This window comes from Nocardioides dilutus (assembly GCF_054779555.1).
In genome coordinates, this window is the sequence record NZ_BAAGYA010000003.1 from 541,069 (window position 1) to 556,273 (window position 15,205).

Consider the following 15,205-nt stretch of genomic DNA (forward strand, 5'->3'; position numbering starts at 1 on the left):
TCTGCGCGGGCGTGTGCCCGCGTCACTTGGTGGGGTGCTCGGGCACCACGACGACGGTGGTCCTGGCGCGCTCGAGGACGGCCAGCGCGCTGGACGAGTACAGGAACCGCGACCAGCCGGTGACGTCGCTGCGACCGACGACGAGCAGGCGAGCCTCGGGTGCCTCGTTGAGCAGGCACTGGTCGACGAGCCCGCGCGACAGCTGGAGGTCGACCTGCACGTCGGGGTACTTCTCGCGCAGACCGGCGACCGACTCCGAGAGCAGCATCCTCAGCTCGACGATGTCGCTGGGTTCCGCCGGGCCGGCGCCGTCGCCAGGACGCCTCGCCAGGGTCGGGTCGACGAACGTGTGCATCACCACCAGGGGCAGGCGGTGCACGGAGGCCTGCTGGAAGGCGAACTCGATGACGGGGAGCGAGGCGACGTTTCCGTCGGCCCCGACGAGAACCTCGTGGCCTGTGTCGTGCTGCTCGGGTGGGCGGCAGACCACGACCGGGCACCTGCCCAGCCGGGCCACCGACTCGCTGACCGAGCCGAGCAGCATCGAGCGCAGTGGACCGCGGCCGCGGGAGCCGACCACGACGAGGTGGGCCGACGCAGAGGCCTCCACGAGGGCGTCGCGGGCGTCGCCATCCAGCACGTGGGTCCGCACGTCGAGACGCGGGGCCTCGGCGAGGGCGAGCTGCCGTGCCTCCTCCACCAGGGTCTCGCCGGCAGCACGCAACGCCCTGGCCAGCTGGCTCTGGTCGAGACCCGGCGTCCCGAGCCAGGCGAGCTCACCCACGCCGACCCGGCCGTAGGCGTGCACGACGTCCAGGGCACGTCTCTCGGCCACTGCCTGGTGGGTCGCCCACACGACCGCGCGCTCGGCGTGCGGCGAGCCGTCGGTGCCGACCACGACGCTGCCTGCGGGGATCTCTCTGGTCACGTCTCCACTCTCGGCCGCCGAGCCGGGCCGGCGTACGGCCTTGGGGCCCGGGGCGGGGGGACCTAGGGCCCTCCTCGCGGCGCACCCCTGCGACCAGGATTGAGGTGGCCGAAGGAGGTCTTCCATGAAGGTTCCCCAGACCGGTCCGGTCGTCGTCGGCGTGGACGGCACGCCCGGCAGTGCCGGCGCGTTGCGCTACGCGGTCGCCGAGGCGCTACGTCGAAACGCCCCCGTGCGGCTGGTGCACGCGTTGCCGGTGAACGCCCCCGTGTGGCCCGGGGTGCCCATGAGTGGTGTCGCGGGAGACGACCTGCGCGAGGTGGCGGCGTCGATCCTCGACGGTGCCGTCAGGGTGGTGCGTGACATCGCGCCGGACCTCGAGGTGTCCACCCGCCTGAGCGCCGGTTCCCGGAGTGGGGCGATCATCGAGGCGGCCCAGGACGCCCAGCTGGTCGTGGTCGGACGCGAGACCCAGCACGGCGTCGACAGGATCCTGGTGGGCGCGGTGACCGCCGGGGTGGCCGCGCACGCCCCGTGCGAGGTCGCCGTCGTGCCGTCGTTCTGGTCCGGCGAGCACGCACGAGCCCGGGTGGTCGTTGCGCTCAAGTCGCGCTCGAACGCGCCCGCGGTGCTCGGGGAGGCCTTCACCCAGGCCCGCGCCCGCGGTGCCCGGCTCACCATCGTCACCGCCTGGGAGCTACCGGATCCCTACCTGGACCGGATCGAGCTGCGCACCCACGCCGACGAGTGGGAGGCGGAGGGCCGACGGGTCATCGAGGACGTGGTGGCCCCCTACCGCGCCGACTTCGCCGACGTCGAGATCGACGTCCGGGTCCAGCACGGACGCGCCGCCGACGTCCTGCTCGCGGCCAGCCGGGACAGCGATCTCCTGGTCCTCTCCCGTCGGCGCCACGCCGTGCCGCCGTTCGGGCACCTCGGCGGCGTCACGCACGCGGTGCTGAGGACGAGTGACGTCCCGGTCCTCGTGGTCCCCTTCCTGGGCGCTGCGGCGGAGTCTGGCGAGGACACTCTCGTCCTCGAGGAGTCGGGGGCTCCGGTCAAGTGACCACCAGCGGCCTGACGACGCTGGAGGCCTCGCGTCGGCTGGTCGAGCACGGCGCCAACGAGCTGCCCCACGAACAGACGATGGGGCTGGCAGCCCGGATCGGCCAGCAGCTGCGCGACCCGATGATCCTGCTGCTGTGCGGCGCGCTGGTGCTGGTGGTCGCCGTTGGTGACCACGCCGACGCGGTGATCATCGCCGCCGTGATCGTGCTCAACACCGCCATCGGGGTCATCCAGGACGTCCGCGCCCAGCACGCGGTCGACGCGCTGTCCCGGATGGCGGCGCCCCGGGCGCACGTGTGGCGAGACGGCGTCCTGGTCGACCTGCCCGCAGGTGAGCTGGTGCCCGGCGACAGTGTCCGGCTCGAAGCGGGCGACATCGTCCCGGCGGACCTGCTCCTCGTGGAGGCGTCGTCGCTCCAGGTGGACGAGTCCACCATGACGGGGGAGTCGATGCCGGTTCCCCGCGACGCCGCCGAGGAGGTCGTCTCGGGGACCGTGGTCACCCGGGGGCGAGGCATCGGACGGGTGGTCCGCACCGGCGCCAACAGCGGCCTCGGCCAGATCGCGGCGCTCGTGGCCGGCGCGGGCATCCGGCCGACGCCGCTACAGCTCCGACTGGCCCGCCTGTCGCGTCAGCTGGTGCTGGTCACCAGCGTGATCTGTGTCGGGGTGTTCGTGCTGGCGGTGGCGCAAGGGATGTCCTGGACCGGGGCGTCGGTGCTCGCGGTCAGCCTGGGTGTGGCCGCGGTCCCCGAGTCCCTGCCCGCCGTGGTGACGATCTCCCTGGCCATGGGCGCCCGCCGGATGGCACGCCGCTCCGCGGTCGTGCGCCGGCTGCCGGCGGTCGAGACGCTGGGCTCGGTCACCGTCCTGGCCTCCGACAAGACCGGCACCCTGACGCAAGGGATCCTCACCGCGCGGATGCTCTGGACGCCGGCCGGGTCGTGCGAGATCAGCGGCACGGCGTACGCCGTCGACGGCCGGGTCATCGGTTCGCCGGTAGCGCTGGTCGCGGCTGAGCGGCTGCTCCGCAACGCCGCACTGTGCAACGACGCGGCCCTGAGCAAGGGGGCCGACGGGGACTGGACCGCGGTGGGTGACCCATTCGACGTCGCCCTGCTCGTGGCTGCGGCCAAGGGGGGTGTCGATCCAGGCTCGCTCACGCGCTGGCACCGGATCGAGGAGTCCCCGTTCGACAGCGATGTCGGCTTCTCGCGCACGGTGCACCACACGCCCGACGGCGGCGAGGTGGAGGTCCACAAGGGCGCCCCGGAGAAGCTGCTGCCCATGCTCCCGCCGGGACCGGACCAGGCCGCCGCCCAGGCTCAGGCAGAACTGTGGGCGGCCGGTGGTCACCGGGTGCTCGCGGTTGTGGAGGACCGCCGCACCGTGGGCCTGGTCGCCGTCACCGACCCACCGCAGCCCGACGCCGCCGAGGTCGTCGAGCAGTGCCGCGCGGCCGGCATCCGGATCGTGCTGGTCACCGGTGACCACCCGGCGACGGCCCGGGTCGTGGCCGGCGAGCTCGGCATCCTCGGGGAAGGTGGTGAGGTGGTCGAGGGTGACGCGGTCGCCCGGGGCGAGCACGTCGACCGGGTGGAGGTCATCGATGTCTACGCCCGGGTCCGGCCCGAGCAGAAGGTCGGCATCGTGGATGCGTGGCAGGCTCACGGTGACGTGGTCGCGATGACCGGTGACGGCGTCAACGACGCCCCCGCGCTGCGACGGGCCGACATCGGGGTCGCGATGGGTCGAGGCGGGACCGAGGTCGCCCGGCAGGCCGCTGACCTGGTACTCCTGGACGACGACCTGCGCACGTTGGTGGCCGCCGTGGGGGAGGGCCGGCGGATCCACGCCAACATCCGCACGTTCCTCCGCTACGGGCTTGCCGGAGGCTTCGCCGAGATCGTCGTCCTGCTCGTCGCCCCCTTCCTGGGGATGCCCATCCCGTTGACCCCGGCGATGATCCTGTGGGTCAACATGGTCACCCACGGCCTGCCGGGGGTGGCGTTCGGTGGCGAGCCGATGGACCCCGATCTGATGCGCCGGCCCTCGCCCCCGCCCCAGCGGTCCGTACTGGACCACGGCCTGATCGGCCAGATCGTGGCGGCCGGTGTGATGGTGTCGATCGCCTCGCTGGCGGCCGGGCTGCTCGCGTCCTACCTGGGCGAGGACGTGCGCACCGCGGTGTTCCTCACCCTCGGTCTCGGGCAGCTGGCGGTCGCGTTGGCCCTGCGTGCTCCGCGGACCGGGTGGGACTGGCGCGAACGCGGCCTCGAGGTGGCCGTGCTCCTGGCGGCGGCGTGCCAGCTGACCGGGGTCGCGATCCCGGGAGTGCGCGAGCTCCTCGGGACCGAGCCGGTGGGCGGGACCACCATGCTCCTGCTGTTGTCCCTGGCCGCGCTGCCCGGGATCCTGGTCGCGCTCACCGGACGACGTCTCCGCCGTACGGTCCCGTGAACTGGTGACCAAGGGCCCTGATCTCGAGCACCGGACGCGACCTAGCGTCGTCCCAAGTCGACCGGGCACAACGGTCCCGATCGGGAGACAGCATCCGGAGAGACGGTGGTGACGATGACGCTTCCCACGGACGAGGAGCCCGTGGTCGTGCTGACGACCGAGGAGTGCTGGGAGCTGCTCGAGGAAGAACAGTTCGGCCGCCTCGCCTACCGACTCGTCGACGAGGTCCATCTGGTGCCCATCAACTACCTGGTCGACGGACGGACACTGCTGTTCCGCACGACGTCCGGCAACAAGCTGCTCGCCGCGGCGCTGCACTCGGACGTCGCGCTCGAGATCGACTGGCACGACGATCTCGCCGCCTGGTCCGTCGTCGCGCGCGGTCGGCTCCGCCGACTGCCCGAGGACGAGGCCGAACGAGTCGACGACCTGCCTCTCCAGCCGTGGGTGCCGACCTTGAAGTACGACGTCGTCGAGCTCGCGCCCGAAGTCGTGACCGGCCGGCGGTTCCGGCTCAACGTGCCCGAGCCCGACCACCAGGCGCACGCGAACAGCGGATGAACGATGAGCACCACCCCGCCCGGCACGGCGGCCACCATGGTGTGGCGGCGCATGGTGGTCGACGGTCGGTCCGCCGTCTACGGGGAGGCTGTCCGGCCTGAGGGCGGGGGCGGCAGGACGGTGGTGTTCCTGCACGGATGGGCCCTGTCCGACCGCACCTACCGGGGCAGCCTGAACCGGCTGGCGCGCGCCGGCCATGTGGTCCTCGCTCCCGCTCTGCCGAGCTTCCGGGGGACGGCGCCGCTGCCCGAGGACCAGCTCTCGCTGGGTGGGTACGCCGCGTGGCTGGAGGCATTCCTCGAGGCCGTTGGCGTTGATGGTCCGGTGGCCGTGGTCGGTCACTCCTTCGGGGGCGCGGTGGCCATCAAGTTCGCCTATGCGTTCCCCGAGCGGGTCTCCCAGCTGGTGCTGGTGAACTCCATCGGGGGTGCCACCTGGTCCACCGACGGCAGGCTGCGCTCGATGTCCGACCGCCCGCTCGGTGACTGGGGCGTGCACCTGGGGAGTGAGCTGATGTCGGCCCGCGGCCTGACCCGGGTCCTGCCCGTGGTGGCCTCCGACGCGCTGCGCCATGCCCTCACCCGGCCCGCCACCATGTGGCGGGTCGGACGGCTGGCCCGCCAGGCATCGCTGGGCGTCGAGCTCGAGGAGCTGAAACGGCGTCGCCTACCCGTCGCGGTGCTGTGGGGTCGCGAGGACACCGTCGTGCCCTGGGCGTGCGCACAGTCGCTGATCACCGCTCTGGGCGACCCCGAGGTCGTGACCGTCCCGGGTGACCACGGCTGGCTGATCAGTGACCCGAAGCGCTTCGTGGAGCTGCTGACCAACGTGCTGGCCGTGGCCGACACCGATGGTGACGGCCGGGTCGCCTGAGCGCCGTCGCCTCCGGTCCGGGGTCTCCCGATCGGAGGACCAAGGACCCTGACGCGACCGGGCCTGTCGGTGTGATCGTCGTACGTAGGAGGTCAGTCATGAAGCGCCACAGCATGACCCGGGCCGGCTCGTCCGTCCTCACCGGCTCCGGCCAGGAAGGACCCGTCCTCATCGGTGTAGGCCCCGACAGCCACCTGTCTGAGGGCACGATCGACTTCGCCGCGACAACCGCGACCCAGCTGGGTCTCGACGTCGAGCTCCTGCACGTCGTCCCCGACCTCGCCAGCCAGGCGCCGGCGACGTGGGACGTCGCTGCGCAGGACCTGGCGCTCGACGAGATGGTCCCTCGGGGCCAGGCACTTCTGGACGATGCGGTACGCCGGGTCCGCGACCGAGTGGCAGGGTCCCAAGCAGTGCACGGACAGCTGCTGCGGGGAGACGTGATCGACAACCTGATCGAGCAGAGCGCCCTCGCCCAGCTCGTGGTGCTCGAGCACCGGGACCTCGACCGCCGGGAGCGCTGGGGGTCCGGTTCGGTGACGGCAGCCGTGGCGGCCCGCGCGCACGCCCCTGTGGTCTCCGTCCCCGCGTCCTGGCGGCCGAGCACCAGGCCGCGGCCGATCACCGTGGCTGTGGAGGACGCCCCGAGGGGGGCAGCGGAGATCTGGACCGCCCTCGGCCTCGCCGCGGTCAACGACGCACCGGTCGTCGTGCTCCGGGCGACCTACCTCGCCCCCGCCTTCGAGGAGATGCTGCGCCACCAGGTCAGCCACGAGGAGATGCTGGTCGCGGCGCGCGACGAGCTGGAGCACGACGTGGACCTGCCCGCCGAGATCCGCGAGCGCGTGCCGTGCACCTTCGCCGTGCGGTGGGGCCGCCCCGCCGACGTCCTGGTCGCGGCCACGCAACGCTCGTCCCTGCTCGTGGTCGCGCGGCGCGATCCCGTCCTGCCCTTCGGCTCGCACCTGGGTCCCGTCCTGCGCCACGTGCTGCATGAGGCGAAGTGCCCGGTCCTCGTGGTCGAGCCCTCGCCCGCGCCCGGAGCGGTCCCCGTCCCGGCGACGCCGACCGCTGTCTGACGCAGTGACCGCGCAGTGACCGACACCCTCAACGCCCTGTCCTCCGCGTTCCTCGTCGCGGAGGACGTCGACCCGGGCGTCTCACTGGTGATCGGCTCGTTCTCCGTGCTGAACGGGCCGGTCCCGACGCTCGCGGAGCTGCGTCGTCACGTCGAGCGGCGACTTCCGTCGCGATACCGACAGCGGGTCCGGCGCACCCCCTTCGACCTGAAGGCCCCGGTCTGGGAGGACGACCCCGACTTCGCCATCGCCCGGCACGTGCAGCGGATGTCGGTCCCGGCGCCGGGTGGTGAGCGGCAGGTGGCCGAGCTGATCGGCCGGAGGATGGCCGTCCGGATGGACCGCGAGCACCCCCTCTGGGACGTCACCGTGTGCCGAGATCTCGAGGGTGGCCGTTGGGGACTGCTGTGCCGGGTGCACCACGCGCTCGCCGACGGTGTCTCGGGCACCGAGCTGCTGCGGGTGCTCTACGACATCCCGGACGAGGCGGCACCCCCGCAGGTCGGGGTGCGTCAACGGCCCGGGTCCCGGCTCCAACGAGCTGTCACGGCGTCGTTCTCGGCGGGCCGCGGCGGTCTCGCCCTGGGGTCCGCGATCGTCCCGGTGCACGGGGCGTCCGTGTCGGGTCACGTGGGTCCCAGGCGTCGCTACTGCTGGACCACTGTGCCCCTGAGCTCGGCCCGGGCGGTCCGGCACGACCTCGGGGTCACCGTGAACGACGTCGCCCTGGCGGCCGCGACCGGCGGATTCCGTGCCCTGCTCGAGCATCGGGGGCTCGACCCGCACCCGCGGGCCGTGCGTTCGCTGGTCCCGGTCTCGGCGTGGACCGGCAGTCCCACGGACGGGCCCGACAACCACGTGACCCTCATGCTGGCGGATCTGCCCGTGCATGTCGCCGAGCCGGTCGCGCGGGTTCGTGCCGTGCACGAGCTGGTGGCCCAGCTCCGGCACGCCGGCGAGCCGGAGGCCGGCGTTCTGGCCCAGCAGCTGCTGGGCGCGATGCCCTACGCGATCGTCGGCGCCGCCACCCGCTGGGCCCTGCGGTTCCCGCACCACCACCTCAGCACGGTGACCACCAACGTCCCAGGTCCGCGCCGCAGGTTGTCCTGCCTGGGCAGCGAGGTGGAGCAGATGCTGCCGTACGTGCCGATCGCCGACCGGGTGCCCATCGGGGTCGCGATGTTCACCTACGACGGCCAGCTCACCTTCGGCGTCACGGGTGACCGAGCCGTCAGCGACCTCCACGTCCTCGTCGACGGGATCGAGGCCGCGTGGTGGGAGCTGGCCGGCACCAAGGTCCCCGCCTCCTGAGGACCTGCGACCCTGCCCGGTCGTCGCCACGTGTCGGAGGCTCGACGTGGGTCGGGCCACGGTGGCCCGCCGAGGAGGTAGGACATGACCACGAGGATCGCCATCAACGGGCTGGGCAGGGTCGGCCGGGCGCTCCTGCGGCAGGCGGTGCTGAGCGACGACCTCGACGTGGTCGGTGTCAACGACGTCGCCGACCCCAAGACACTGCGGGCCCTGTTGCGCCGGGACTCCACCTACGGACGGTTCCCGGTCGAGGTCGAGGCGACCGACGACTGCCTGGTCATCGACGGGCACAAGATCCCGTGCTCCAGCAACACGACCCCCGCGGACCTCCCGTGGGGAGAGCTGGCGGTCGACGTCGCCGTCGAGTGCACTGGCAGGTTCCGCACCGCCGACACGGCGGGCGGCCACCTGGAGGCCGGTGCCCGCAAGGTCGTCATCTCGGCGCCCGGCAAGGGCGTGGACGTGACGGTGGTGATGGGTATCAACGACGGCAGCTACGACCCGGCTCACCACGACGTGGTCTCCAACGCCTCCTGCACCACCAACTGCGTGGCGCCCATGGTGAAGGTCCTGCACGACGCGTTCGGCATCCAGCAGGGCTTCATGACCACGGTGCACGCCTACACGGCCGACCAGAACCTGCTCGACGGCCCACACAAGGACCTGCGCCGGGCCCGGTCGGCCGCGGTCAACATCATCCCCACCACCACCGGCGCCGCGCGGGCGGTGGGCCAGGTGCTGCCCGAGCTCGACGGCCGCCTGGACGGGGTGGCCCTGCGGGTGCCCGTCGTGACCGGGTCGCTGGTCGACCTGGCAGTGCTCCTGGAGCGTGACGTCACCGTCGGGGAGGTCAACGCCGCCTTCGAGGCGGCCACGCACACCGAGGCCTTCGCCGGGCGGCTTCGCTACGAGAACGAGCCGTTCGTGTCCGTCGACGTGGTGGGCGACGATGCCTCGTGCGTCTTCGACTCGTCCCTCACGCAGGCGGCCGGTCGTCTCGTCAAGGTCTTCGGCTGGTACGACAACGAGTGGGGCTACGTGTGCCGTCTCGCCGAGCTGGTGCGGCTCGTCGGCCGGGAGGCCGGGGGCGGGGCCCGGTCATGAGGCTGGACGTCCGGATCCACGGCCGCGGCGGCCAGGGCGTCGTCACCGCTGCCGAGCTGCTGTCGCTCGCCGCGTTCGACCAGGGTCTCCACGCCCAGGCCCTGCCGAGTTTCGGCTCGGAGCGCACGGGAGCGCCCGTCGTCGCCTTCTGCCGGGTCGACGACCAGCCGATCCGGGCGCACGACCCCGTGGACACGCCGGACGTCGTCATCGTGCAGGACCCGACCCTGCTCTCCGGAGGCGAGGTGTTGCTGGGGCTGGCCGAGGACGGTCTGGTCGTCATCAACTCCAGCCGTTCGGTCGCCGAGCTCATCGAGGCCGGCCTCCGGTTGGAGCCGGGACAGCGCGCCCTGACGGTGCCGGCGACCGAGCTGGCGCGCGAGCGCCTGGGCCACCCGCTGCCCAACACCGCGCTCCTGGGCGCCGTGGCGGCGGCCACGGGAGTCGTCAGCCTGGCCGCCGTGCGGCGTGCCATCGCCGACCGGTTCGACTCCCGCGGAAGGCTGATGGTCGCCGGCAACCTGCGTCTCGCCGAGGACGCCCATGACCTGGTCATCGGCACCAGGGGGGCTCACTGTGCTTAAGCAGCTGGAGGGCTCGAAGGCGGTCGCCGAGACGGTCGCGCGCTGTCGCCCCGCCGTCATCGCGGCATACCCGATCTCCCCGCAGACCCACATCGTGGAGGCGCTGTCCGACCTGGTCACCTCCGGTGAGCTCGCGCCGTGCGAGTACCTGCTGGTCGAGTCGGAGTTCGGTGCCATGTCGGCGTGCATCGGTGCCTCCGCCGCAGGGGCCCGCGCCTACACCGCCACCGCCAGCCAGGGGCTGCTCTTCATGGCCGAGGCCCTGCCCAACGCCTCGGGGCTCGGCCTTCCGATCGTCATGACCGTCGCCAACCGCGCGTTGGGGGCGCCGATCAACATCTGGAACGACCACTCAGACGCGCTGTCTCAGCGGGACGCCGGCTGGGTGCAGCTGTTCGCGGCGTCCAACCAGGAGGCGGTCGACCTGCACGTGCAGGCATTCGCCCTGGCCGAGCGGCTGTCTCTTCCGGTCATGGTCAACATGGACGGCTTCGTGCTCACCCACGCCATGGAGGAGGTCGACGTGCCGGACCAGGCCGAGGTCGACGCGTTCCTTCCCGCGTTCCGGCCCAGGCAGTGGCTGGACCCGGACGACCCGGTGACCATCGGGGCCATGGTCGGACCCGAGGCCTTCACCGAGGTGAAGTACCTGATGGCCGACCGTCAGCTCCGGGCGCTCGATGCGGTGGCAGAGGTCTCCGCGCAGTTCCGCTCCGCGTTCGGCCGCGACTCGGGCGGACTGGTTCGGTCCTACCGCACCGACGACGCCGACGTGGTCCTCGTGGCCATGGGCTCGGTCCTGGGCTCGGCCAGCGACGTGGTCGACGAGCTGCGCGCCGAAGGTGTCCCGGTCGGGTTGCTGGGCATCGGCTGCTACCGGCCCTGGCCCTACGACGAGGTGCGAGCGGCCCTGGCCGGCACGCCGCGGGTGGTCGTGGTCAACCGGGCGATCGAGGTGGGGGCCGGGAGCATCGTGGGTCGCGACGTGCGGCTGAGCGTGCCCAGGTCGACGGTGGTCCACGACGTCGTCCTCGGGCTCGGCGGACGGCCGGTGACCCGGACCGGTCTCCGCGACCTGGTGCGCGACGTCCTTGCGGGCCGCGTCCCGGACCAGGCACTGCATTTCGCCGACCTCGACCGTGGGGCGGTCGAGCGGGAGCTGGCTCGCGAGGCTGCCTTCGAGACGGAGGTCTCCCGATGACCACGCTCTACCAGATCGGCACCTTCGCGGCCGGCAACCGGCTGCTCGACCCCGCGGAGCACGCCGTCCAGTCGAGCATCGACCGCGGCAACGCCATCACCTCCGGTCACCGGGCGTGCCGCGGCTGCGGGGAGGCCCTCGCGGCCCGTGTCGTGCTCGACGCGGCGTCGCGCGCGGCCGCCGGCCGCCTGGTGACCGTCAACGCCACCGGCTGCCTGGAGGTGTTCTCGACCCCCTACCCGGAGTCGGCATGGCAGGTGCCGTGGCTCCACTCCCTCTTCGGCAACGCCGCCGCCGTGGCCTCGGGCGTCGCGGCAGCGCTCCGGGCCACAGGGCGCGATGACGTCCGGGTCGTGGCGCAGGCGGGTGACGGCGGCACCGTGGACATCGGTCTGGGCTGCCTCTCCGGCATGTTCGAGCGCAACGACGACGTGCTGTTCGTCTGTTACGACAACCAGGGCTACATGAACACCGGCGTGCAACGCTCGGGGGCCACCCCGCCCGCGGCCAGCACCGCCACCACTCGTCCGGTCGGGACCTCGGTGGGCAACGCCTTCGGGACGGGCAAGAGCCTGCCCCTGATCGCGATGGCCCACGAGATCCCCTACGTCGCCACCGCGACCGTCGCCGACCTCCACGACCTCGAGGCCAAGGTCGTGACCGCGATGTCGTTGCAGGGTGCCCGATACCTGCACGTCCTGGTGCCCTGCCCGCTCGGCTGGGGGTCCGCGTCGTCGGAGACGATCCGGGTGGCCCGTCTGGCGGCACAGTCCGGGCTCTTCCCGGTCTTCGAGGCCAAGGATGGGGCGGTCACGAGCAGGACCCTGATCCGGTCACAGGTCCCGGTCGAGGACTACCTGCGGCCTCAGCGCCGGTTCGACCACCTGTTCCGAGGGGAGGGCCGCCCGGACGTCGTCGCGGCGCTCCAGGAGCGGGCGGACCGCAACATCGCCCGGTTCGGCCTGCTGGACGCGGCCGATGTCGAGGAGGAGACGCCATGAAGCTCCCGTACGCCCTCAGCCTCGGCCCTGGGTCGAGCGCCGCGGACCTGACCGGCAGCTGGCGGACCGAGCGACCCGTCTACCAGACGCTGGTGGCGCCGTGCGGGAACGCCTGCCCGGCGGGCGAGGACGTGCGGACCTGGCTCTACCTGGCCGAGAGCGGGGGCGCCGGTTACGAGGCCGCCTGGCGCAAGATCATGGAGACCAACCCGTTCCCGGCCATCACGGGACGGGTCTGCTATCACCCGTGCGAGACCGCCTGCAACCGTGGTCAGCTCGACGAGGCCGTGGGGATCAACTCGGTGGAGCGGTTCCTGGGAGACGAGGCCCTGGAGCAGGGCTGGGACGTGCAGGTCGGCGTCGAGGCGACGGGGCGCCGGGTACTGGTCATCGGCTCCGGGCCGGCCGGCCTGTCCGCGGCCTATCACCTCGCCCGGCGCGGCCACGCGGTCACCGTGCGGGAGTCCGCGCCGGCCGCGGGCGGGATGATGCGCTACGGCATCCCTCGCTACCGACTGCCGCGCGAGGTGCTCGACGCCGAGGTGGCGCGGGTGCTGGCGCTCGGTGTCTCCCTCGAGCTGGACTCACCCGTCACCGACCTCGACGCCACCACGGCTGAGGGTTGGGACGCGGTGTTCCTGGCCGTGGGCGCACAGCTCGGGCGGCGCACCTATCTGCCGGCTGCATCGGCTGCGAAGGTGATCGACGCCGTGTCCATGCTCCACGGCCTCGAGGCGGGGGAGCGGCCCCTGCTGGGTCGTCGGGTGGCGGTCTACGGGGGCGGCAACACCGCCCTCGACGCGGCCCGGACCGCCAAGCGGCTCGGCGCCTCGGACGCCGTCGTCGTCTACCGCCGGACCCGGGACCGGATGCCGGCCCACGAGGACGAGGTCACCCAGGCCGAGCAGGAAGGCGTCGAGTTCCACTGGCTTTCGACGATCGAGCGTGTCGAGCCCGACGGCATCCTCATCGAGCAGATGGAGCTGGACGAGACCGGCTTCCCCCAGCCGACCGGACGCACGGAGCGACTGGCCGCCGACTCGGTGTTGCTGGCACTCGGCCAGGACACCGACCTGTCCCTGCTGGGACCGGACAGCGGCTGCCGGGTCAGCGACGGCACCGTCGAGACCGACCACACCTTCGCCACGGGCGTGCCCGGCGTCTTCGCGGGCGGCGACGTGGTCGCGGGCGACCGGTCCGTGACCGTGGCCATCGGTCATGGCCGAAGGGTCGCCGAGAGCATCGACGCGTGGCTGGCCGGCAGGCCCGGCCCGCCACCTCCCGCGCCGGACCTGGCGCCCTATGACGCACTCAACACCTGGTACTTCGAGGACGCGGCGCGCACCCACCGCCCGATGTTGGAGCAGGCGCGGCGCAGCTCCACCTTCGACGAGGTCGTGCATGGTCTGGACCCCGACACCGCGCTGTTCGAGGCGCGCCGCTGCTTGTCGTGCGGCAGCTGCTTCTCGTGTGACAACTGCTATGCGCTGTGCCCCGACAACGCGGTCCTCAAGATCGGGCCGCCCGGTGAGTACGAGATCGACCTCGACTACTGCAAGGGATGCGGGATCTGCGTCGAGGAGTGCCCCGCAGGAGCCATTCGCATGGTGCCGGAGGACATCTGAGTCAGCGGCGGGCCGGTGCGCCGTGCCGCGGCGGGCACAGTAGCCGGTCCAGGACCACCAGGCCCGAGACGGTCGCGGCCGCCACGGCCCAGCTGGTCGCTCCCCGGGTCATGCCCTCGCTGGCCAGGTAGCCGAGGCCAGCGCTGGCCACGGCCACCTCCAGGAGGGGCAGCAGCGGGCCCGTCCCGGACGCCGCCTCGCGGGCGGTGGGGTCCTCCCACCTGCCAAGGACCAGGGTGAGAGCCACCGTCGTGGCGGCCAGCGCGAGCAGCCAGGCGGGCCGGGTGAGCCACCAGTCCCGGGTGTTGGGATAGGCCGAGAGACCGAACCCGCCGACGGAGAGAGCGGCAGCACCCAGCACGCCGAGGGCGGTGAGGTGCCACAGGTAGATGGTCATCAGGCGTCCCTCGAGCGCCACGGTCGCCCGCCAGCGTCGCGGTCCGGCGACGACCCGGGTCAGCCGGGCCTCCACGGCGATCGCGCCGCCGGCCAGGAACAGGCCGATGAACAGCACGGTGGCTCGCGGGGGATAGGTGTTGTTGAGCCCGTGGCCGGAGACCCCCACCATGGACATGCCGTAGGGCCCGAGCCAGACCAGGAGCATGGTCGCGGAGAGTCCGACCAGCGAGCACGCCACCGCCCGGCGCCGGTCGGAGAACCAGCCGTCGGCCCAGGCGAAGCCGACCTGTTGCAGGGTCCCGTAGACAAGCAGCAGGTTGAGGGCCCCGACCGCCGTACTGCCGGTCCGGATGCTCGCCAGATCGACCAGGCTCGTCGCCACGAGGCCGGCCAGCAGTGCCCGAGCTCCCCAACGGTCCCAGGCGGCGAGTGAGAGCGGGGTGAGGGCGACGATGACGACGTAGGTCGCGAGGAACCACGTCGGCACCAGTGAGGTCACCGAGGCGATCCGCAGCCAGTCATCTTCGAGCCCGAGCACCGGTGCCAGAGGTGTCGTCACGACCCAGAACAACAGGAGGGGCACGACCGGGCGGGTGAGCCGCTCGGTGCGGCCGGCCAGCCACGCGCCGTAGGAGATCGCGCGGCCCTGGGCTGTCCGCCAGGAGCGCAGATTGGCGAAGCCTCCCACGACGAAGAAGACGGGGATCACCTGGAACACCCACGTGAGGGGGTGGGTCCAGGTCGCGATGCCGAGCAGTCCCGCGCGATGCAGATCGCCGGCCGCGTCGACGTACCACCCCTGTTTGAGCCAGTGGCCGAGCACGACGGCACCCAGCGCGAGGACGCGCACCAGGTCGACAGCACGGCTGCGGTCGGCGGGAGTCCTGGCCGCCAGCGCCTCCACCCGCCTGGAGAAGGTCCCGTCGGCGGCCATGGTTCGACCATGACCCGGGACAGACCTCGACGACATGGCACTAGGTCCCGGGGGATCGGTGTCCTTCGCCCCCG

Annotated in this window: 13 protein-coding genes; 11 read left to right on the forward strand and 2 right to left on the reverse strand. The window is 72.4% G+C overall.

Annotated elements, in window-relative coordinates:
- Window positions 1-22 precede the first annotated feature (22 nt).
- The gene (locus tag ACYVC6_RS18290) at window positions 23-928 is read right to left on the reverse strand and encodes a universal stress protein (RefSeq protein WP_460715883.1); all 906 of its coding nucleotides are present in this window, start codon (window positions 926-928) and stop codon (window positions 23-25) included.
- A 124-nt stretch (window positions 929-1,052) separates the two neighbouring features.
- On the opposite strand from ACYVC6_RS18290, the gene ACYVC6_RS18295 reads away from it, so the two are divergent.
- The 11 genes from ACYVC6_RS18295 (at window position 1,053) to ACYVC6_RS18345 (ending at window position 13,798) form a co-directional block, all read left to right on the forward strand.
- A complete protein-coding gene (locus tag ACYVC6_RS18295) occupies window positions 1,053-1,994 on the forward strand; it encodes a universal stress protein (RefSeq protein ID WP_460715884.1) in 942 nt (313 codons plus the stop codon).
- A complete protein-coding gene (locus ACYVC6_RS18300) occupies window positions 1,991-4,456 on the forward strand; it encodes a cation-translocating P-type ATPase (RefSeq protein ID WP_460715885.1) in 2,466 nt (821 codons plus the stop codon). The genes ACYVC6_RS18295 and ACYVC6_RS18300 overlap by 4 nt, the downstream gene beginning before the upstream one ends.
- Window positions 4,457-4,570: 114 nt before the next feature.
- Entirely contained in the window at window positions 4,571-5,017 is a 447-nt protein-coding gene (locus ACYVC6_RS18305; RefSeq protein ID WP_460715886.1) for a pyridoxamine 5'-phosphate oxidase family protein, read from the forward strand.
- Between the two features lie 3 nt (window positions 5,018-5,020).
- On the forward strand, window positions 5,021-5,890 hold the full coding sequence (locus tag ACYVC6_RS18310) for an alpha/beta fold hydrolase (RefSeq protein WP_460715887.1): 870 nt from the start codon (window positions 5,021-5,023) through the stop codon (window positions 5,888-5,890).
- 98 nt (window positions 5,891-5,988) lie between these two features.
- On the forward strand, window positions 5,989-6,969 hold the full coding sequence (locus ACYVC6_RS18315; RefSeq protein WP_460715888.1) for a universal stress protein: 981 nt from the start codon (window positions 5,989-5,991) through the stop codon (window positions 6,967-6,969).
- A gap of 15 nt (window positions 6,970-6,984) precedes the next feature.
- Window positions 6,985-8,280: a wax ester/triacylglycerol synthase domain-containing protein gene (locus ACYVC6_RS18320; RefSeq protein ID WP_460715889.1), complete on the forward strand. Its 1,296-nt coding sequence runs from the start codon at window positions 6,985-6,987 to the stop codon at window positions 8,278-8,280.
- An 84-nt stretch (window positions 8,281-8,364) separates the two neighbouring features.
- Complete coding sequence (gene gap, locus ACYVC6_RS18325; protein ID WP_460715890.1) at window positions 8,365-9,387, forward strand: type I glyceraldehyde-3-phosphate dehydrogenase; 1,023 nt, start codon at window positions 8,365-8,367, stop codon at window positions 9,385-9,387.
- Window positions 9,384-9,971 carry a 2-oxoacid:acceptor oxidoreductase family protein gene (locus ACYVC6_RS18330; RefSeq protein ID WP_460715891.1) on the forward strand — a complete coding sequence of 196 codons (588 nt, stop codon included), beginning with the start codon at window positions 9,384-9,386 and terminating at the stop codon, window positions 9,969-9,971. The genes gap and ACYVC6_RS18330 overlap by 4 nt, the downstream gene beginning before the upstream one ends.
- Entirely contained in the window at window positions 9,964-11,172 is a 1,209-nt protein-coding gene (locus tag ACYVC6_RS18335; RefSeq protein WP_460715892.1) for a transketolase C-terminal domain-containing protein, read from the forward strand. The genes ACYVC6_RS18330 and ACYVC6_RS18335 overlap by 8 nt, the downstream gene beginning before the upstream one ends.
- Window positions 11,169-12,173 (forward strand): thiamine pyrophosphate-dependent enzyme, encoded by a 1,005-nt coding sequence (locus ACYVC6_RS18340; RefSeq protein ID WP_460715893.1) that lies wholly within the window; start codon window positions 11,169-11,171, stop codon window positions 12,171-12,173. The genes ACYVC6_RS18335 and ACYVC6_RS18340 overlap by 4 nt, the downstream gene beginning before the upstream one ends.
- Window positions 12,170-13,798, forward strand: coding sequence for an NAD(P)-binding protein (locus tag ACYVC6_RS18345; protein WP_460715894.1), 1,629 nt, complete (start codon window positions 12,170-12,172; stop codon window positions 13,796-13,798). Before ACYVC6_RS18340 ends, ACYVC6_RS18345 begins: the two co-directional genes overlap by 4 nt.
- A 1-nt stretch (window position 13,799) precedes the next feature.
- Here ACYVC6_RS18345 and ACYVC6_RS18350 read toward each other — a convergent pair whose 3' ends face one another.
- Entirely contained in the window at window positions 13,800-15,131 is a 1,332-nt protein-coding gene (locus ACYVC6_RS18350; RefSeq protein WP_460715895.1) for an acyltransferase family protein, read from the reverse strand.
- Between the last annotated feature and the right edge of the window lie 74 nt (window positions 15,132-15,205).

Bases quoted from the DNA above. Each gene is read 5' to 3' on its own strand.
- ACYVC6_RS18295 (WP_460715884.1), top strand. From the start codon at position 1,053: ATGAAGGTTCCCCAGACCGGTCCGGTCGTCGTCGGCGTGGACGGCACG.
- ACYVC6_RS18330 (WP_460715891.1), top strand. From the start codon at position 9,384: ATGAGGCTGGACGTCCGGATCCACGGCCGCGGCGGCCAGGGCGTCGTC.
- ACYVC6_RS18305 (WP_460715886.1), top strand. From the start codon at position 4,571: ATGACGCTTCCCACGGACGAGGAGCCCGTGGTCGTGCTGACGACCGAG.
- ACYVC6_RS18310 (WP_460715887.1), top strand. From the start codon at position 5,021: ATGAGCACCACCCCGCCCGGCACGGCGGCCACCATGGTGTGGCGGCGC.
- ACYVC6_RS18340 (WP_460715893.1), top strand. From the start codon at position 11,169: ATGACCACGCTCTACCAGATCGGCACCTTCGCGGCCGGCAACCGGCTG.
- ACYVC6_RS18315 (WP_460715888.1), top strand. From the start codon at position 5,989: ATGAAGCGCCACAGCATGACCCGGGCCGGCTCGTCCGTCCTCACCGGC.
- ACYVC6_RS18345 (WP_460715894.1), top strand. From the start codon at position 12,170: ATGAAGCTCCCGTACGCCCTCAGCCTCGGCCCTGGGTCGAGCGCCGCG.
- ACYVC6_RS18350 (WP_460715895.1), bottom strand. From the start codon at position 15,131: ATGGCCGCCGACGGGACCTTCTCCAGGCGGGTGGAGGCGCTGGCGGCC.
- gap (WP_460715890.1), top strand. From the start codon at position 8,365: ATGACCACGAGGATCGCCATCAACGGGCTGGGCAGGGTCGGCCGGGCG.